This window comes from Streptomyces sichuanensis, from assembly GCF_020328095.1.
GTDB classification, from domain to species: domain Bacteria; phylum Actinomycetota; class Actinomycetes; order Streptomycetales; family Streptomycetaceae; genus Streptomyces; species Streptomyces cinnamoneus.
On record NZ_JAIXMK010000026.1, the window covers coordinates 53,646 to 70,431 of the forward strand.

Here is a 16,786-nt window from a genome sequence, read left to right on the forward strand (position 1 = left end):
ATGCACTCTGCAGCTTTCCGCCTAGGCAGCATACGTGCGGTGCGGTGGCTGCCAGTCGGCGATGCCCTCCCAGCTGCGCAGCAGGAGGCCGGGGGCCAGGCGGCTGACGGCGGCGAGGGCGCCGTCGCGGAGGGCGGCGGCGGGTGTGCCGGCGATCAGGGCCATCCTCGCCGTCCGGGCGGAGCGGCGGACGACGTCCGTGGTGCGGGGCAGCCGCTCGCGGGTGTAGGCGGCCAGGGCCGGCGTGAGGTCGGCGGTCGCGCCGGGGGCGGCCAGGTGGTGGGCGAGGACGATGGCGTCCTCGATGGCCTGGTTGCCGCCCTGGCCGAGGTTGGGGGACATCGCGTGGGCGGCGTCGCCCAGGAGCGCGGTGCGGCCGCGGTGGTAGGCGGGCAGCGGCTGGGCCATGTGGCGCACGTCGTGGCGGAGGATCGCCGTGGGTTCGGCGGCGGCGAGCACGGCGGGGACGGGGTGGTGCCAGTCGCCGAACCGGCGCAGCAGTTCGGCCTTCTCGTCGTCGGGGGCGCGGCTGCCGGCGGGTGCGGCGGCCGAGGCGTAGGCGTAGACCCGCCCGTCCTTGAGCGGGTGGGTGCCCCACAGGCGTGCGGTGCCCCAGGTCTCGTGGGGGGCGAAGGGCCGGGACGGGCCCGGTACCACCAAGCGCCAGGTGGTGAAGCCGGTGTAGACGGGCCCGGGGTGGGTGGGGAAGAGCGTGCGGCGCACGGCGGAGTTGATGCCGTCGGCGCCCACGACGAGGTCGGCCTCGATGTCCCCGTCGGGGGTGGTGACCGTGGCCGGCCGGGTGGCGGCGCCCGGGTCGGCGAGGGTGCCGGCGGCTCCGGTGCGCACGGCGTCGTCGGGAAGCCGCGCGGCGAGCAGTTCGGCGAGGGTGGCGCGGTGCAGGAGGACGAGGGGGCCGCCGAAGCGCCGGACTGCCGTCGCGCTGTCGGTGCGGGAGAGCCAGCGGCCGCTCGGGGTGCGCAGTCCGCCGTCGCCCTGCCAGGCGGCGAGTGCCCGGACGTCGTCGCCGAGGCCGATGACGTCGAGGGCGCGCTGGGCGTTGGGTGCGAGGGAGATTCCGGCGCCGACGGGTTCGAGGGAGGCGGCCCGTTCGAGCACGGTGACCCGCCAGCCGGTGCGCCGCAGCGCGACTGCTGCGGTGAGGCCGCCGATTCCGGCACCGATGACGACGGCACGGGGCTCTTCCATGACTTCTCCTCGTCGTTGCATCCACCACTGCCCTACGCTCACTACATCTGTAGTCCGAGGCTACTACGCCCGTAGTGGAAGTGCCAGGGCGGTACGGGCCGGGACGGGCACCGCATCGCTAGGTTGGGCACCATGAGCACCGAACGCAGCACCCGCCCGGCCCCCGCCTCCCGCGCCGAACTGATCGCCGACACCGCCATCACGCTGCTCGCGGAGCGCGGTATGCGCGGCCTGACGCACCGCGCGGTGGACGAGGCGGCAGGGCTGCCGCCCGGCTCGACCTCCAACCACGCCCGTACGCGGGCGGCGCTGCTGGAACTGGCCATGCGGCGGCATGCGGCCCGCGAGGCCCGGGTACTGACGCTGGAGGAGATGCCCGCCCTCACGGACGGCGCGGACGCCCTCGCCGATGCGGTCGCCCTGGCCCTGCACCGCATCCTCACCGACCACCGCGAACTGCTCCTCGCCCGCTACGAGCTGGCCCTGGAAGCGACGCGGCGGCCGGAGCTGCGGAAGATCTACGACGCCGAGGGCCGCGCCTTCCGCGAACCCCTGGTCGCGCTCATGGCCGCGGCGGGCTCCACCGAGCCGGAGCGGCACGCGCTGACCCTCCTCGCCTGGAGCGAGGGGCTGATGTTCTCCTGCACGGCGGGGTCGTTCCACGCCGAGGTGCCGGACCGGGCGCAGTTCCGCGCCGGCTTCACCGAGTTGCTGCGCGGCATGCTCGGCGGATAATCCCTTGGCGGAGGCCGGGACGGCCGTCAGGATGGCGGCCATGATCTCTCCCGAACGCATCGATCCGCCCACCGTCGCCGACGAGCGCACCGCGCTGGAGGGCTTTCTCGACTATCACCGTGCCACCCTTGCGCTGAAGTGCGCGGGGCTCGACGACGTCCGGCTGCGGGAGGCGTCCGCGCCGCCTTCGTCGTTGACGCTGCTGGGTCTCGTGCGGCACATGGCCGACGTGGAACGGCACTGGTTCCGGCGGATGCTCGCCGGTGAGACGGATGCCGGGCCGATCCACTACAGCGACGACGACCTCGACGGGGATTTCCGCGTCTCCGAGGGGGACTCGTGGGAGGGCGCGTTCGCCGTGTGGCAGGCGGAGATCGACGCGGCGCGGGAGGCGGCGCGCGGGCGGTCGCTGGACGACCTGAGCGTCGGCACCCGTAAGAACGGGGACCGCTTCGACCTGCGCTGGATCCTCCTGCACATGATCGAGGAGTACGCGCGCCACAACGGCCACGCGGACCTCATACGCGAGCGCATCGACGGTGCGACGGGGGAATGACCGAGGAGTGATCCCGGGGGTGCGGCGCGAACGGGCGGCGCGCGGTGGCGGGTGTGATCCCTTGTCACCCTTGCGGGGAGTTCCCAACCGCCGTGTCGTGGCAGCAGGTTGGGCGGGTGCATCGAATGCCTGCTGCGGCTGCCCTGGTGGCGGTGGCGATGTCGGCCGCCGCCGGTTGCGTCTCCGTCTCTCCGCATGACGACCGGTCCGCGCGCCCGCCCCGGCTGACCCGGGCCGCGGAGCCGGAGGCCGCGCCGGGCCCGGCCCGCGAGTCCCTGACCACCACCGGCGACGGGCCGGAGCGCGGCAGGGCGGCGACGTTGGGGCGGTCCGCGGACACCTCTGCGGACCTGACCGATCCGCCTCTGGTCCTGACGGGGGAGCCTTCCTGGGCGCCGTCGTGGGGGCCGCGCCCGTCCTGGCCCCCGGGATGGCCGCTCTGGGGCCGAGAGCACGATCAGGCCCGGGGCTCGACCGGCTCCCACGACCGGGAGTCCGGGGAGCCGCCGCGGGAGGCGGACCGGCCGGCGGGCTCCGCCCGGTCCGCCGGTCCCCCGCCACCCGCCGCCGCGCCCCCCTCCCAGGAGGGGGCACATGAGGCGGCCGGGCCCCGGCGCGAGGCCCCGTCCCGGCCGGCCGAGCGGCAGGCGGAGCACGAGTCACGGCCCCGGCACGAGCCCGAGGCGCGCCACGAGGCCCCGGCGCCCGCACCCGCCGCCCCGGCACCAGGAGGCCGCAAGGGCAACGGCGTCTGCGCCATGGGCGACACCTACGGCAAGTGGCAGAAGGGCGGCGACGCCTCGCGGATCTGCCACCAGGTGTACGGGAACTGACCGGAGGCAGGGCCCGGGGAGCGGCGCCATGAGGCCCGGGGGTCGCGGGGGGCGCTGCGAGGGCCCGGTGTCCGCACCCGTCGGCCGCACGGCGGCGCATTCCGGTGCCGCCGCGGCCGCCGTGCGGCCGACGGCACCGGGCCGCGCACCGGTCCGTCGGGTCGACCGGCCCCCGGCCGACCCGGACGGCTACGCCTCAGTGATACGGCTCGGCGAGCGGCCGGACCATCCGGCCCGGCCACGGGCCGCTCCGGCTCAGCGGAGGCCGGACCAGCAGAGGCCCGATCAGCGGAGCCCGGATCGGCCGGCCGCTCCGGCTCAGACCGCGAGGTCCGGGATGCGCCAGTCGACGGGCTGGTGGCCCTGGGCGGCGATGGCCTCGTTGATCTGCGTGAACGGGCGGCTGCCGAAGAACTTCTTCGCCGACAGCGGCGACGGGTGCGCGCCCTTGACGACGATGTGCCGCTCCTCGTCGATGAGGGGCAGCTTCTTCTGTGCGTAGTTGCCCCAGAGCACGAAGACGGCCGGGTCGGGCCGGGAGGCCACCGCGCGGATGACCGCGTCGGTGAACTTCTCCCAGCCCTTGCCCTTGTGGGAGTTGGGCTCCCCGCCGCGGACCGTCAGCACGGCGTTGAGCAGCAGGACGCCCTGCTGGGCCCACGGCATGAGGTAGCCGTTGTCCGGCACGTCGTAGCCGAGCTCCTCCCGCATCTCCTTGTAGATGTTGCGCAGCGAGGGCGGCGTCTTGACGCCGGGCCGCACCGAGAAGCACAGGCCGTGGCCCTGGCCCGCGCCGTGGTACGGGTCCTGGCCGAGGACGAGGACCTTCACCTGCTCGTACGGGGTCGCCTCCAGGGCGGCGAAGACCTCTCCGCGCGGCGGGTACACCGGCGCCTTCGTCCGCTCGTCCTCCACGAAGTCGATGAGCTCCTTGAAGTAGGGCTTGTCCAGCTCCTCGCCGAGGACACCGCGCCAGGACTCGGGCAGCATGTCGGTGACGGTCACGCACAACCTCCGGGGTTCGATCCGTTCTCGCGGAAGAACTTACCGGCGACCACTGACAACGCCCGCCGCGAGGTGCGGGCGGCCCGACAGGGGCGCCCTCACACCCCCGCGTTGAGGAAGAGCCCCCCGTCCACGACGAGGGTCTGCCCCGTGACCCAGCCCGCCGCGTCCGACAGCAGGAACGCCGCCGCGCCGCCGATGTCCTCCGGCACGCCCAGCCGCCCGAGCGGGTAGGAGGCCACGGCCTCCTGCTCGCGCCCTTCGTAGAGGACGGCGGCGAACTGGGTCTTCACGAGGGCCGGGGCGATGGCGTTGACCCGTACGCCCGGCGCCAGCTCGTGGGCGAGCTGCAGGGTGAGGTTGATCATGGCGGCCTTGCTGATGCCGTACGCGCCGACGAAGGGGGACGAGCCGAGCCCAGCGACGGAGGCGATGTTGACGATCGCCCCGCCGTTGTCCTTCTGCCATGCCTTCCACGTCTGCTGGGCGAAGCCGAGCGCCGAGATGACGTTGGTCTCGAAGACCTTGCGGGCGACGGAGAGGCTGAGGTCGGCGATGGGGCCGAAGACCGGGTTGGTGCCGGCGTTGTTGACGAGGTAGTCCACCCGTCCGAACGCCTCCATGGCACGCTCGACGGCCACGGCCTGGTGGGCCTCGTCGTGCGCCTTGCCCGGCACGCCGATCGCCCGGCCGGGGCCGAGCCGTTCGACGGCCTCCTTCAGGGCGTCCTCGTTGCGGCCGGTGATGACGACGCGGTCGCCGCGGGCCACGAGCGCCTCGGCGATGCCGTAGCCGATGCCCCGGCTGGCGCCGGTGACGAGGGCGACTCTCCCGGTGAGCTCCCGCTCCCGTTCGGTCGTCTCCTGTGCGGTCACGTCCCCTGCGGTCGAGTCCCCTGCGGTCACGTCCTGTGCGGTCATGGTGTCCGTCCCCTCTGTCGTCAGTTGAGCGGGCCGCCGGCCACGTACAGGACCTGACCGGAGACGAAGCCGGCCTGCTCGCCGGTGAAGAAGGCGACGGCGTGGGCGATGTCCTCCGGCTCGCCGACGCGCTGCACGGGGATCTGGCTCGCCGCGGCGGTCTTGAAGTCGTCGAAGCTCATGCCGACGCGGGCCGCGGTGGCGGCCGTCATGTCGGTGGCGATGAAACCGGGCGCCACGGAGTTGGCGGTGATGCCGAACTTGCCGAGCTCCTTGGCGAGCGTCTTGGTGAAGCCCTGCATACCGGCCTTGGCGGCGGCGTAGTTGGCCTGGCCGCGGTTGCCGAGGGCCGAGCTGCTGGAGAGGTTGACGATGCGGCCGAATCCGGCGTCCACCATGTGCTTCTGACAGGCACGGGACATCAGGAACGCGCCTCGCAGGTGCACGTTCATGACGGTGTCCCAGTCGTTCTCGCTCATCTTGAACAACAGGTTGTCGCGGAGCACGCCCGCGTTGTTGACGAGGATGACGGGAGCGCCCAGCTCCGCGGCGACGCGGGCCACGGCGGTGTCCACCTGGGCGGAGTCGGAGACGTCACAGCCGATGGCGAGGGCCCGGCCGCCCGCCGCGGTGATCTTCTCCACGGTGTCCGCGCAGGCCGCCTCGTCGAGGTCGAGGACGGCGACAGCACGGCCCTCGGCGGCCAGGCGCACGGCGGTCGCCGCCCCGATGCCACGGGCCGCGCCCGTGACGAGGGCTACGCGCTGCTCGGTGGTGGACATGCGGGTTCTCCTCACCTCGAAGGCCGCTCCCCGCACGGAGCAGCAGGTGAGCAACCGCTCAGTAGCGTCGACGATCAGACGCTAGAAGCCGTGCCACCCGCTGTCAACGCCCCGTGATACGGCGCCGGCGACGCCGATGACGCCGCCGCCCGCGCCGCCGCCCGCGCTCACCTCACCAGCAGGTCCAGCAGGCGCGCGGACTCGCTCTCGGGATCGGTGGTCAGGCCCGTGTGCACCGGTCCGGGCTGGACGATCGTGCTGCGGGGCGCGATCAGCCAGCGGAAGCGCCGGCCGGCGTCGTCACAGGCCGCCTGTCCGGCCCGTTCGCCGCCGGCACAGACCCCTTCGACGGCGTGCAGCGCGGCCCGCACGCCGGCCACGTCCGCCGTGGGGTCGAGCGCCAGCAGCCGTGCCTCGTCCAGGTGGACGCGGGCGGCGACGTAGGACCGTGCCTGGCAGTAGACGACGACCCCCGCGTTGATCTGCTCCCCGCGCTCGATGCGCGGTACGACGCGCAGCAGCGCGTACTCGAAGACGTCGCGTCCGTTGTGGCGCGTCATTTCCCGGCCTTTCCGTCCAGCCTGACACGCACCCATTCCGGCGCCTGCGAGGGTTTGTCGGCGCTGCGCTCGCCGACGGTGATGCGGTCGCCGATGGTCACCGCGCGTTCGAGCAGGACCTCGACGTAGGCGCGGCGCAGGGCGTCCGGGCCGTCGAAGCCCGGCTCGTCCACGAGCCACTCGTCGGGGACGTCGGCGGCGACCTCGGTCAGCAACTCCGCGGTGATGCGGGGCGCGAGTTCGGAGGCGGCGGTGGCGACGTCCGGGTCGAAGGAGGCGAGCACATGGTCGGAGGCGTCGTACGCCTTGCCGGCCGCGGTCGCCGCGCTCGGCCAGTTGTGGTGCCAGATCATGGTGGCGCCGTGGTCGATCAGCCAGAGGCGGCCGTGCCAGACCAGCAGGTTGGGGTTGCGCCAGGACCGGTCGACGTTGTTGATCAGGGCGTCGAACCACACCACGCGCCCGGCCTCGGCCGCGTCGGTCTCGAAGGCGAGCGGGTCGAAGCCGAGGGCGCCGGGGAGGAAGTCCATCCCGAGGTTGAGTCCGCCGCTGGCCTTGAGGAGCGCCTGCACCTCCTGGTCCGGCTCGCCCCGGCCGATGACGGGGTCCAGCTGGATCCGCGCCAGCTCCGGGACCCGCAGTCCGAGGCGGCGGGCCAGCTGCCCGCAGATGACCTCGGCGACCAGCGTCTTGCGGCCCTGGCCGGCGCCGGTGAATTTCATGACGTACGTGCCGAGATCGTCGGCCTCGACGATCCCGGGGAGCGAGCCGCCCTCCCGCAGGGGCGTGACGTAGCGGGTCGCCGTGACTTCGGGGAGCATCGCCCCAGGTTACTCGGCAGGTCACTCGGCCGTTGAACACCGGGCGGGGGCGAACCGTATGCCTCCTCGAACCGGGCTGCCTCCCGCAGCGGGCCCCTGGGCCCTCCTCCCGACGGCGGCCCTGCACCTGCACCTGCACTTCCGGAACAGCGAAGGAACGATCATGACGCATCCGTCCCCCGTTTCGTCTTCCGCTTCGTGTCCCGCCCCGGCCGGCACGACCCGGCGCACCGTCGTCGCGACGGCCGGGGCCGCCGGCCTGGCGGCCGTGCTCGCCGCCTGCGGCGGTTCGGACGGCAAGAAGTCGCCGGACACCTCGCAGCCGGCCCCCCGCACCGAGGGCGCGTCCGGCGGCTCGTCCGGGACGACGTCCGAGGCGACCGGGAAGCCCGGCAAGGGCGAGGCACTGGCCACGACGGCGGAGATCCCGGTGGGGGGCGGGAAGGTGTTCGCCGACCGCAAAGTGGTGGTCACCCAGCCGACGAAGGGAGAGTTCAAGGCGTTCTCGGCGGTCTGCACGCACCAGGGGTGCCTGGTGACGGAGGTGGCGAACGGGACCATCGACTGCCCGTGCCACGGCAGCAGGTTCTCCGTCGCCGACGGCAGCGTCCGCACCGGCCCGGCCCGCAAGCCGCTGCCTCCGGAGCGCGTCTCGGTGAGCGGGAACTCGCTCACCGTGGAGTGACCCCTCGCGGTCGGTACGAGCCCTCAGCGCTGCCGTCGGGGGTGCCGCCAGTCGCGCAGGAGCGCTTCGGTGGTGGTGACGGTGGCGACGAGGGCGAGCGTGTGGCGGACCATCGCCGCCGTGTAGTCGGCGGGCACTCCGGCGATGGCGTCCGCGGGGACGACGGCGGTGTAGCCGAGGTTGACGGCGTCGAAGACGGCGTTGGGTATCGCGACGTTGGCCGAGACGCCGGTGACGACCAGGCTGCGGCAGCCGAGGTTGCGCAGCAGGGCGTCCACGCCGGTGCCGGCCAGCGGTGAGAGCCCGTGCAGGCGCCGTACGACGAGGTCGCCGTCGCCGACCGGGACCGGGTCGGCTATCCGTACGGCCAGGGTGCCGGTCAGCTGTTGCACGGGCAGGCGTTCGGCGATGCGGAAGAGGTGGGCGTTGCGGCTGGCGCCGCGGCCGTCGGGGCGGCGCTCGGCGACGGCGTGCACGACCTGCACGCCCGCCTCGTGGGCCGCGGCGACGAGGCGGGCGACGTTGACCAGCGCCCCGGAGGAACGGGCGACGGCGGCGAGCTCGGGCAGGGCGCTGTCGGGGCCGACGACACCGCGCTGGCACTCGACGGTCAGCAGCACGGTGGTGGCCGGGTCGAGCCCGTCGGCGAGCCGGTCCTGCGGCGCCATGGCGCTCCCTCGTCGAGTCGTGCACGGGTGGGTCGGGGCGCGTGAGGGTAACGGGCATTGCGCGGCGGCGGAAGAGGGCCCACTCTTTCTGACAGTCAGTCAGGTAGTGACGCGGATACGAGAGGGCGGGTGGTGGACGATGGCCGTCACACAGCGGCGGGGCCGCCGGATCATGATGACGCCGGCGGAGCTCGACGCCTTCCTCACCGCGGCGCACACCTGCCGGGTGGCGACGACCGGCCCGGACGGCCGGCCGCACGTGAGTGCCCTGTGGTACGTGTGGGACGGGCAGGCCCTGTGGCTGTACTCGCTCACCCGCAGCCGGCGGTGGGCCGACCTGCGGCGCGACCCGCGCCTCGCGGCGGTGGTCGACGACGGCCGGGAGTACGGAGAGCTGCGCGGGGCCGAGCTCTCCGGCACCGCCGTCCCCGTCGGCGAGGCGCCGCGCCGGGGCGCCGCCTGCCCCGAGCTCGCCGGACCCGAGCGACTGTTCGCCGCCAAGTACTTCGGCCTGGAGGCCATGCCGCACGACGGCCGGCACGCCTGGCTCCGCCTGGCCCCCGAGACCGTCGTCTCCTGGGACTTCCGCAAGCTCCCTGCGGCGGGCGGTCGCTGAGCACCGGCGAGGCGCCTGAACGGGGCGCGGAGTGGGCAGTACAGAAATGTCCGTCAAATGGCCATGTATGCGCCCTGCGAGGAACCCATGAGCGACACCCTTCCCGATACCGAACACGGCCCGGCCCTCGACCAGCTCCTGCAGATCGCCACCGGCTTCATGGCATCGAAGGTCCTGCTCGTCGCGGTCAGCATCGGCCTCTTCACGGAGCTGGCCGAGGGCCCCCTGGACGGCGACGCCCTGCGGGTCCGGCTGAAGCTGCACCCCCGCGCCGCCCGCGACTTCTTCGACGCCCTCGTCGGCCTCGGCGCCCTGCAGCGCACGGACGGCACCTACGCCAACACCCCCGCCACCGCCCACTACCTCGTGCGCGGCAAGCCCGCCTACGTGGGCGGCCTCCTGGAGATGAGCGACACGCGGATGTACGACCTGTGGGGCAACCTCGCCGAGGGCCTGCGCACGGGCGCCCCGCAGAACGAGATCAAGACCGGCGAGGAGGGGATCTACGCCTCCCTCTACGACGACCCCGAGCGCCTCGCCGTCTTCCAGCAGGCCATGACCGGTCTGTCCATGCGCTCGGTGCACGCCCTGACCGAAGCGGTCGACTGGTCCCCCTACGCCACGGTCGTCGACGTCGGCTGCGCCGAGGGCGCCCTGCTCACCCACCTGCTCCGGCGCCGGCCCCATCTGCGGGGCACCGGCTTCGACCTGGCCGCCGTGGAGCCCACGTTCCGGCGCGGGCTCGAACGCTCCGGCCTCGGCGACCGCCTCTCGTTCCTCGCGGGCGACTTCTTCGCCGGTCCCCTGCCCCGCGCCGATGTGCTGATCTTCGGGCACATCCTGAGCAACTGGGCGCTCCCCAAGGCCAAGGCCCTCCTGCACAAGGCATACGAGGCACTGCCGGAGGGCGGCAGCGTCATCATCTACGAGACGCTGCTCGACGACGAGCGCCGGGAGAACGTACCGGGGCTGCTCATGAGCCTGACCATGCTCCTGGAGACGCCCGGCGGCTTCGAGTACACCGGTGCCGACTGCCGGGCCTGGCTGGCGGAGGCCGGCTTCCGGGAGAGCCGGGTGCAGCACCTGGCCGGGCCCGAGTCGATGGTGATCGGGAGCAAGTGAGACCCGTCCCGGTCCGGCACCCGCCCCGGTCCGACCGGCGGGTCCGGCACCGGAATCCGCGGATCCGGCGCTGGAACCGGGGTCAGGCCGGGGCCGCTCCCGGGCGGCCGTCCGGGCGGCCGGCTGCGGGACCGTCCGGGCGGCCGTCCGTGCGCACGTACTCGATCAGGCGGGCGTAGCTGTCGCCGGCGTGGCCGGCCGCGACCGCCCGCTCGGTCAGCTCCCGGAACAGCTCCGCCATGCGCGCGTCGACCCCCCGGAGCCGGCTCGCGTGCAGGAGGACGTCCATCGTCATCCGGTGGAGTTCGAGGGGGAACTCCCCGCTCGGATAGCGTCCCGAGTCGATCTGTGGCGCGTACGCGCTCATGAAGAAACGCACGGTCCGCATCCACCGGTCGGCCACCTCGGTGTACGCCGTCGCCGATACGTTGCCGCCGGGGCCGTCGGCGCCGATGAGCGCCACCGTGTGCAGCCAGCCGGTCAGGGTGGACCACATCAGGCCCAGCAGCGCCGTGTCGTAGACCGAGGACAGGGCGGTGTCGGCACCCACGTGCAGCGGCTCGCCCAGGGCGGCGAGCGTCCCGCGATGCTCCTCGAAAACGGCCTGCGAGCCGGCGTAGAGCTGCAGGAAGTCGCGGTTGCCGATGCCGGAGGGGGTCGTCATGATCACCCCGTCGAGATAGCCGGCCCCGCTGCGCTCCGCCCACGCGGCCGTCTCCTGCGCGTGGACCGGCGAGCCCGAGGTGAGGTTGACCAGCGTCCGGCCCGCGAACTCGCCGGCCAGGGGGCCGGCCACCTCGTGGACTCCGTCGTAGGACGACAGACAGACCACCACCAGCGGGCTCGCGGTCACGGCCTCGGCGGCCGTTGCCGTCGCCACGGCGCCGCGCGCGACGAGGGCGTCGGCCTTGCCGGACGTGCGGTTCCATACGGTCGTGCGGTGGCCCGCGTCCACGAACGCGCCGGCCAATGCCGCCCCCATCGCCCCCAGGCCGAGGACGGTCACTCTGGCACTCGCGTCGGTGCTCCCGTCGGTGCTCATTTTTCCCCCAGAGTCCCCTATAAGTGAGCCAACCACCAGCTAGTCGGCGTCTCTGTAGGTTCTTCCCTCAAGGGACTCTTCCACTCATTCCACTCAGGAACCGATGGCCGCTCCGGCGGTGCGCAGCGCGTCGACGGCGGCGCGGACCGAGGGCCTGCGGTCGGCGTCCACGCGCCAGATCGCGAAGACCCGACGGCACATCGTAGGGCGCACGGGCACGATACAGACCCCCTCCGGCACCGGGCCACGGCCCAGGCGCGGTGCGACGGCGATGCCGAGGCCGGCGGCGACGAGGGCGAGCTGGGTGGGGTGTTCGTCGGCCTTGTGCCCGATGCGGGGCTCCACCCCCTTGCCGCGCAGGGTGAACAGCAGCCAGTCGTGGCAGAACTCGCCCTTGGGCCAGGAGATCCACTCGTCCTCGGCGAAGTCCTCCAGGGCGACCTGCTCCCGGCCGGCGAGCGGGTGGCCGACGGGCACGGCGACGTCGACGCGGTCGTCGAGGAGCGGGGCCTTGGCGAGCTCCTCCGGCACCGGCAGCGGCTTGTTGTACCAGTCGAGGACGACGGCGAGGTCGATGTCCCCGCGCACCACGCGGGCGACGGCCTCGTCCTGCTCCATCTCCTCCAGCCGGGCGCGCAGCTGGGGGTGCTCGCGGCGCAGGGCGACGAGGGCGGCCGGGAACAGGCCGCGGGCCGCCGTGGCGAAGGCGCCCATCAGGAGGTCGCCGACGGCATGGCCGTGCTGGGCCTCCAGGTCGGCCTGGGCCAGCTCCACCTGGGAGAGGATGCGCGAGGCGTGCTCGACGAGCAGCCGTCCGGCGTCGGTCAGCCGCACTCCACGGCCGTTCTTGGCCAGCAGCTGCTGTCCGGTCTCCCGCTCCAGCTTGGACAGCTGCTGGGACACGGCGGACGTCGTCACATGGAGCCCGTCGGCGGCGGCGCTGACGGAACCGTGGCGGGCGACGGCATGAAGGGTGCGCAGGCGCTCCAGGTTCAACATGTAAGCAATGCTACGGGGTACACACCAGATTAATTCGCTTGTTCTAATGAGTACGACCCGTCATCGTAGTCACATGAGCACCGCCACCACCCCCGAGCAACCTTCTGCCCCTTCAGTCAGAACAGCCCCCACACCACCTCTTTCCTCCGACTCCTCCGTCGCCCCTGCCGCCCCGAACGGCCAGGGGCGTTCCGCCGTGGACTGGCGGATCCGCTTCGGTGCTCTGTGCCTCATCTGGGGGTGCAGCTATCTGTTCATCAAGGTCGGCACCGATGGCTTCCCCCCGGCCTTCGTGACGCTCGGACGGATGCTCTTCGGAACGGCGGTGCTCGTCGCAGCCCTGATGATCAAGCGGGAGCGGCTGCCGCGCGCCCCGCGCACCTGGGCCCACCTCTTCGTGGCGGCCGTCCTCCTGAACGCCCTGCCGTTCACGCTCTTCGCCTACGCCGAGACCACCATCCCCTCCACCCTGGCCGGCATCTGCAACGCCACCACCCCGCTGTGGGGCATGCTGCTCTCCCTCGTGGCCCTGTCCGACGACCGCCCCACCCGACGCCGGATCGCCGGGCTGGGGCTCGGCTTCGCCGGCGTGCTCACCGTGCTCGGCGCCTGGCAGGGCTTCTCGGGCCAGGACCCGGCCGGCACCGCCATGGCACTGATCGCCTCGGCCAGCTACGCCGTCGGCTGGGTCTACGTCCGGCGCACCCTGTCGCACACGGGCGACTCCAACCTCTCGCTCTCCGGTGGCCAACTGCTCATGGGCACGGTGCAGATGGCCGTCACCGCCCCGCTGCTCAGCCCCCTGCCGTCCTCCTTCCCCGTGGGACCGCTGCTGGCCGTGTTCACCCTGGGTGCTCTGGGCACCGGCCTCGCCTTCCTCCTGCAGTACGGCCTCGTCGCCGAGGTCGGCCCGACGACCGCGACCCTCTCGACGTACTTCATCCCGGTCGTCGCGACCACGGCGGGTGTGGTGTTCCTCGGTGAGGACCTCGCCTGGAACACCCCGGTCGGCGCGGTGATCGTGCTGGCCGGTGCGGCGCTCACCCAGAGCAGGCCCGGCAGCACCCCGAAGCCCGCCCGGCCCGAACGGGCTCGCTTCCGCCGCGCCGGCCGGGACCGCGCCGGCTCCGCTCAGTCGTAGCGCCCCACCGACATCGCAACGGTCGCGGCCGCCAGGGCGTCCGCGACCGTTCCTATCTCCTCCATCGCGAGCGTCGACACGGTCAGCCGCACCGCCGGCCGCGAGGCGACCCGGAAGCGCGCACCCGGCGCCACGGCCCACCCCGCGTGCAGCAGCCGCGCCACCGCTCCCGTCTCGTCCGGCACCGGCAGCCATACGTTCATCCCGCTGCGCCCGTGTGCCTCGACGCCCCGCTCGCGCAGCGCCCGCACCAGCGCGTCGCGCCGACGCCCGTAGGCGCCCGCCACCTCCGCCGTGTCCACGGCACCGTTCCGCCACAGGTGGAGCACGGCGTCCTGCAGCACATGGCTCACCCACCCGTGCCCCAGCCGCTGCCGCCCGCGCACCCGGTCCACCGTGACCGCGTCACCGGTGAGCACCGCGAGCCGCAGATCGGGCCCGTACGCCTTGGCGACGGAGCGGACGAACACCCAGTGGTCCGTCCCTCCCACGAGGGAGTGCAGTGGCAGGTCGACGATGCCGTGGCCGTGGTCGTCCTCGACGAGCAGGACCTGGGGGTGGCGGGCGAGAACGGCCCGCAACGCCCGGGCCCGCTCCTCTCCGACGGCCGCTCCCGTCGGATTCTGCGCCCGGGCGGTGACGATCAGCGCCCGCGCGCCCTGCCTCAGCGCCCGCTCGGTGTCCTCGGGCAGAGGACCGTCGTCGTCCACGCCCACGGGCACCACGCGCAACCCGAGCGCGGGGACGAGATCCAGCAGGCTGCCCCAGCCCGGATCCTCCACCGCCACCGCGTCACCCGGCCGCAGATGTGCCGCCAGCACCCGCTCGATGCCGTCGAGCGCCCCCGAGGTGACCGTCATCGGGCCGCCCGGCACCCCGTCCCGCGCGAACATCTCCCTGGCCATGCGCTCCAGATCGGTGTCGACCGCCGGCGTGCCGTACAACACGGGGTCGCGCCGGGCCCGCTCGGCCGCGGCGGCGAGCGCCTCGCCGAGCGGGGGCAGCAACGCCGGATCGGGGTTGCCCGTGGAGACGTCCCGGACCCCCTCCGGTGCGTCCACGCGGATCAGCTCACGCGGGGTACTGGCCGGGCGCTCGCGCACCCGGCTCCCCCGCCGGCCCGCCGTCTCGATCACTCCGCGGTCGCGCAACGTCCGGTAGGCGGCCGCGACGGTGTTGGGATTGACACCGAGCTCCACCGCCAACTCGCGCATCGGCGGCAGCAGTTCGCCCGGCGCGAGCTTGCCCGCGCCGACAGCACGCTCCACGCTCGCGGAGATGTCCGCTGCGCGACGACCCTCGATCCGATACTCTCCTAGCACAAAGCCAAGTATGCACTAGTGCAATGAGGAGCGCAATGCCTTCTTCCACGGTCTCCCCCGGCGTCGTCGAGCAGAGCTCCGGGGCGGGGCAGTACGAGCGGACCGAGCGCACCGTCCCCACCCGCAGCCGCGACCGCGCCTCCTACGACCGCGCGCACATCCACGCGATACTCGACGCGGGCTACGTCTGCCACCTCGGCTTCGTCCGCGACGGCGCTCCCGTCGTCCTCCCGACGCTCTACGGGCGCATCGGGGAGCGCCTCTACGTGCACGGCTCGACCGGCTCGCGGCCGCTGCGCGCCGCCGGGGAGGCGGAGGAGCCGGGGATGCCCGTCTGCATCACGGTCACCCACGTCGACGGCCTGGTCCTGGCCCGTTCCGCCTTCCACCACTCCCTCAACTACCGGTCGGTGGTGGTGCACGGCACCGCGCGCCGGGTCACGGACCCGGCCGAGCTGTCCGCCGCCCTCGACGCCCTGGTCGATCAGGTCGTGGCAGGCCGGGCGGCCGACTCCCGGCCGGCGTCGGCCAAGGAGCTGGCCGCCACGGCCGTGCTGCGCGTCGATCTGGAGGAGGTGTCGGCCAAGGTCCGCACGGGCGGCCCCAACGACGATCCCGAGGACCTCGCCCTGCCGTACTGGAGCGGAGTCGTCCCCGTGGCCACCGCCTACGGCACCCCGGTCCCGGCCGACGACCTGGCCCCGGGCATCGCCGTCCCGGACTACCTCACCGGCCGCTGAGCCCCTCCGCCGGGGCGGGGGCCGCCGACGCGGAGGCCGCCGAGCCGCGCGCCTCCGCGCAGGCCAGCGCGGTCACCGCCCCGAGCAGGACGGCCGTGCCGGCCGCGGTGGCGACGGTCAGGCGCTCACCGAGCAGCGCCACCGCGATGGCCGCCGCCGTCACCGGCTCCAGCAAGGTGATCACCGTGACCGTCATGGCCCGGACCGCGGCGAGCCCCGCGAAGAACAACACGTACGCCAGCGCCGTCGGCACCGTCACCAGGTACCCCATCAGCCACAGCGTCCGCCCCAGTTCGTGCGCCCGCGGCCAGAGCCCTTCGGCCAGTGCGAGCGGCAGCAGGCCCACCGTGCTGACGGCGAACGACGTCAGCGTCGTCATGAACGGGTCCGACCCCCTGTCCGCTCCGCCGAGCAGCCGGGGCGAGAGGGTCATCACCGCATAACCGGCTGCCGACAGCAGCCCCATGGAGACGCCCACCGGGCGCACCGCCCCGGCTCCGTCGCCGCCGAGCACGAGCACCGCGAGACCGGTCAGGGCCCCGGCCACGGCCAGCCGACCGCCCGCGCCCAGCCGCTCGCCCAGGAGCAGCCTGCCGCCCAGAGCCACGAGGACGGGCGCGGCGCCCAGGGTGACGACGGTCGCGACCGCTATCCCCGTGCCGTCGACCGCCGCGAAGTACGCGGCCTGGAAGACGGTGAACCCCGCACCCGTCATCAGGACGCGCGCCACCCGCCGCCCGTTCGGCCGGCGGGGGCCCGCCGGGAGCGGTCGCGCCGGACGGGGGCGTCGCGCACGGACGGCCTGGAGGACGAGCAGGAGGGCGAGACCGCCGGCGGTGCGCCAGAACGTGAGGGCCACGGGCCCGAGACCGCTGGAGTCGAAGGCCAGGGAGGCCACCGGTCCGGTGGTGCCCCATGCGACGGCTGCGAAAACGACGCAGGCCAGGCCCCGGCCGACGGACGCAACCGCTCGCGGCGTCGCCGAGAGGACGGCCGGGGACGGGACGACGGACCCCGCCGGGAGCGAGGC

19 protein-coding genes are annotated in these 16,786 nt (G+C 73.6%); 8 read left to right on the forward strand and 11 right to left on the reverse strand.

Annotated elements, in window-relative coordinates; all coding sequences use genetic code 11:
* Positions 1-21 precede the first annotated feature (21 nt).
* Complete coding sequence (locus tag LE181_RS10960) at positions 22-1,209, reverse strand: FAD-dependent monooxygenase (protein ID WP_225661037.1); 1,188 nt, start codon at positions 1,207-1,209, stop codon at positions 22-24.
* A gap of 132 nt (positions 1,210-1,341) precedes the next feature.
* Between LE181_RS10960 and LE181_RS10965 the strand changes: the two genes are divergently transcribed.
* The 3 genes from LE181_RS10965 (at position 1,342) to LE181_RS10975 (ending at position 3,333) form a co-directional block, all read left to right on the forward strand.
* Positions 1,342-1,944, forward strand: a complete 603-nt coding sequence (locus LE181_RS10965; RefSeq protein WP_225661038.1) for a TetR/AcrR family transcriptional regulator — start codon at positions 1,342-1,344, stop codon at positions 1,942-1,944.
* A 40-nt stretch (positions 1,945-1,984) separates the two neighbouring features.
* Positions 1,985-2,500 (forward strand): DinB family protein, encoded by a 516-nt coding sequence (locus tag LE181_RS10970; protein WP_225661039.1) that lies wholly within the window; start codon positions 1,985-1,987, stop codon positions 2,498-2,500.
* A gap of 125 nt (positions 2,501-2,625) precedes the next feature.
* Positions 2,626-3,333: a hypothetical protein gene (locus LE181_RS10975; RefSeq protein WP_225661040.1), complete on the forward strand. Its 708-nt coding sequence runs from the start codon at positions 2,626-2,628 to the stop codon at positions 3,331-3,333.
* 318 nt (positions 3,334-3,651) lie between these two features.
* Here LE181_RS10975 and LE181_RS10980 read toward each other — a convergent pair whose 3' ends face one another.
* The 5 genes from LE181_RS10980 to LE181_RS11000 all read right to left on the reverse strand — a co-directional run bounded on the left by LE181_RS10980 (position 3,652) and on the right by LE181_RS11000 (position 7,421).
* A complete protein-coding gene (locus tag LE181_RS10980) occupies positions 3,652-4,338 on the reverse strand; it encodes a uracil-DNA glycosylase (protein ID WP_225661041.1) in 687 nt (228 codons plus the stop codon).
* Between the two features lie 98 nt (positions 4,339-4,436).
* Positions 4,437-5,258, reverse strand: coding sequence for an SDR family oxidoreductase (locus LE181_RS10985; RefSeq protein WP_225661042.1), 822 nt, complete (start codon positions 5,256-5,258; stop codon positions 4,437-4,439).
* A gap of 20 nt (positions 5,259-5,278) precedes the next feature.
* The gene (gene fabG, locus LE181_RS10990; RefSeq protein ID WP_225661043.1) at positions 5,279-6,040 is read right to left on the reverse strand and encodes a 3-oxoacyl-ACP reductase FabG; all 762 of its coding nucleotides are present in this window, start codon (positions 6,038-6,040) and stop codon (positions 5,279-5,281) included.
* A 167-nt stretch (positions 6,041-6,207) separates the two neighbouring features.
* The gene (locus LE181_RS10995; protein WP_225661044.1) at positions 6,208-6,600 is read right to left on the reverse strand and encodes a DUF3037 domain-containing protein; all 393 of its coding nucleotides are present in this window, start codon (positions 6,598-6,600) and stop codon (positions 6,208-6,210) included.
* On the reverse strand, positions 6,597-7,421 hold the full coding sequence (locus LE181_RS11000; protein ID WP_225661045.1) for a HipA family kinase: 825 nt from the start codon (positions 7,419-7,421) through the stop codon (positions 6,597-6,599). Before LE181_RS11000 ends, LE181_RS10995 begins: the two co-directional genes overlap by 4 nt.
* Before the next feature lie 163 nt (positions 7,422-7,584).
* Here LE181_RS11000 and LE181_RS11005 point away from each other — a divergent pair, with 163 nt between their 5' ends.
* On the forward strand, positions 7,585-8,106 hold the full coding sequence (locus tag LE181_RS11005; RefSeq protein WP_225661046.1) for a Rieske (2Fe-2S) protein: 522 nt from the start codon (positions 7,585-7,587) through the stop codon (positions 8,104-8,106).
* Positions 8,107-8,129: 23 nt separating this feature from the next.
* Here the strand turns inward: LE181_RS11005 and LE181_RS11010 are convergent, their stop codons facing one another.
* Entirely contained in the window at positions 8,130-8,774 is a 645-nt protein-coding gene (locus tag LE181_RS11010) for a cysteine hydrolase family protein (RefSeq protein ID WP_225661047.1), read from the reverse strand.
* Between the two features lie 139 nt (positions 8,775-8,913).
* Between LE181_RS11010 and LE181_RS11015 the strand changes: the two genes are divergently transcribed.
* Both LE181_RS11015 and LE181_RS11020 read left to right on the forward strand, forming a co-directional pair.
* Positions 8,914-9,390: a pyridoxamine 5'-phosphate oxidase family protein gene (locus LE181_RS11015; protein ID WP_225661048.1), complete on the forward strand. Its 477-nt coding sequence runs from the start codon at positions 8,914-8,916 to the stop codon at positions 9,388-9,390.
* 87 nt (positions 9,391-9,477) lie between these two features.
* Positions 9,478-10,512, forward strand: a complete 1,035-nt coding sequence (locus LE181_RS11020) for a methyltransferase (RefSeq protein ID WP_225661049.1) — start codon at positions 9,478-9,480, stop codon at positions 10,510-10,512.
* Between the two features lie 82 nt (positions 10,513-10,594).
* Here LE181_RS11020 and LE181_RS11025 read toward each other — a convergent pair whose 3' ends face one another.
* Positions 10,595-11,554, reverse strand: coding sequence for an NAD(P)-dependent oxidoreductase (locus LE181_RS11025; protein ID WP_225661050.1), 960 nt, complete (start codon positions 11,552-11,554; stop codon positions 10,595-10,597).
* A gap of 93 nt (positions 11,555-11,647) precedes the next feature.
* Complete coding sequence (locus LE181_RS11030) at positions 11,648-12,553, reverse strand: LysR family transcriptional regulator (RefSeq protein ID WP_225661051.1); 906 nt, start codon at positions 12,551-12,553, stop codon at positions 11,648-11,650.
* A gap of 73 nt (positions 12,554-12,626) precedes the next feature.
* Between LE181_RS11030 and LE181_RS11035 the strand changes: the two genes are divergently transcribed.
* Positions 12,627-13,694, forward strand: coding sequence for a DMT family transporter (locus LE181_RS11035; protein ID WP_225661052.1), 1,068 nt, complete (start codon positions 12,627-12,629; stop codon positions 13,692-13,694).
* Here the strand turns inward: LE181_RS11035 and LE181_RS11040 are convergent.
* Entirely contained in the window at positions 13,685-15,016 is a 1,332-nt protein-coding gene (locus tag LE181_RS11040) for an aminotransferase class I/II-fold pyridoxal phosphate-dependent enzyme (protein ID WP_225661053.1), read from the reverse strand. The two genes, LE181_RS11035 and LE181_RS11040, sit on opposite strands and share 10 nt — an antisense overlap.
* A gap of 35 nt (positions 15,017-15,051) precedes the next feature.
* Here LE181_RS11040 and LE181_RS11045 point away from each other — a divergent pair, with 35 nt between their 5' ends.
* A complete protein-coding gene (locus LE181_RS11045) occupies positions 15,052-15,756 on the forward strand; it encodes a pyridoxamine 5'-phosphate oxidase family protein (protein WP_225661054.1) in 705 nt (234 codons plus the stop codon).
* On the opposite strand, the gene LE181_RS11050 is transcribed toward LE181_RS11045, so the two are convergent.
* Entirely contained in the window at positions 15,743-16,702 is a 960-nt protein-coding gene (locus LE181_RS11050) for a DMT family transporter (protein WP_225661075.1), read from the reverse strand. The genes LE181_RS11045 and LE181_RS11050 overlap by 14 nt on opposite strands.
* Positions 16,703-16,786: the final 84 nt, after the last annotated feature.

Excerpts from the sequence above, each read along its gene's own strand:
- LE181_RS10960 (WP_225661037.1), bottom strand. The coding sequence starts at position 1,209 with ATGGAAGAGCCCCGTGCCGTCGTCATCGGTGCCGGAATCGGCGGCCTC.
- LE181_RS10965 (WP_225661038.1), top strand. The coding sequence starts at position 1,342 with ATGAGCACCGAACGCAGCACCCGCCCGGCCCCCGCCTCCCGCGCCGAA.
- LE181_RS10970 (WP_225661039.1), top strand. The coding sequence starts at position 1,985 with ATGATCTCTCCCGAACGCATCGATCCGCCCACCGTCGCCGACGAGCGC.
- LE181_RS10975 (WP_225661040.1), top strand. The coding sequence starts at position 2,626 with ATGCCTGCTGCGGCTGCCCTGGTGGCGGTGGCGATGTCGGCCGCCGCC.
- LE181_RS10985 (WP_225661042.1), bottom strand. The coding sequence starts at position 5,258 with ATGACCGCACAGGACGTGACCGCAGGGGACTCGACCGCAGGGGACGTG.
- fabG (WP_225661043.1), bottom strand. The coding sequence starts at position 6,040 with ATGTCCACCACCGAGCAGCGCGTAGCCCTCGTCACGGGCGCGGCCCGT.
- LE181_RS10995 (WP_225661044.1), bottom strand. The coding sequence starts at position 6,600 with ATGACGCGCCACAACGGACGCGACGTCTTCGAGTACGCGCTGCTGCGC.
- LE181_RS11000 (WP_225661045.1), bottom strand. The coding sequence starts at position 7,421 with ATGCTCCCCGAAGTCACGGCGACCCGCTACGTCACGCCCCTGCGGGAG.
- LE181_RS11005 (WP_225661046.1), top strand. The coding sequence starts at position 7,585 with ATGACGCATCCGTCCCCCGTTTCGTCTTCCGCTTCGTGTCCCGCCCCG.
- LE181_RS11010 (WP_225661047.1), bottom strand. The coding sequence starts at position 8,774 with ATGGCGCCGCAGGACCGGCTCGCCGACGGGCTCGACCCGGCCACCACC.
- LE181_RS11015 (WP_225661048.1), top strand. The coding sequence starts at position 8,914 with ATGGCCGTCACACAGCGGCGGGGCCGCCGGATCATGATGACGCCGGCG.
- LE181_RS11020 (WP_225661049.1), top strand. The coding sequence starts at position 9,478 with ATGAGCGACACCCTTCCCGATACCGAACACGGCCCGGCCCTCGACCAG.
- LE181_RS11025 (WP_225661050.1), bottom strand. The coding sequence starts at position 11,554 with ATGAGCACCGACGGGAGCACCGACGCGAGTGCCAGAGTGACCGTCCTC.
- LE181_RS11030 (WP_225661051.1), bottom strand. The coding sequence starts at position 12,553 with ATGTTGAACCTGGAGCGCCTGCGCACCCTTCATGCCGTCGCCCGCCAC.
- LE181_RS11035 (WP_225661052.1), top strand. The coding sequence starts at position 12,627 with ATGAGCACCGCCACCACCCCCGAGCAACCTTCTGCCCCTTCAGTCAGA.
- LE181_RS11045 (WP_225661054.1), top strand. The coding sequence starts at position 15,052 with ATGCCTTCTTCCACGGTCTCCCCCGGCGTCGTCGAGCAGAGCTCCGGG.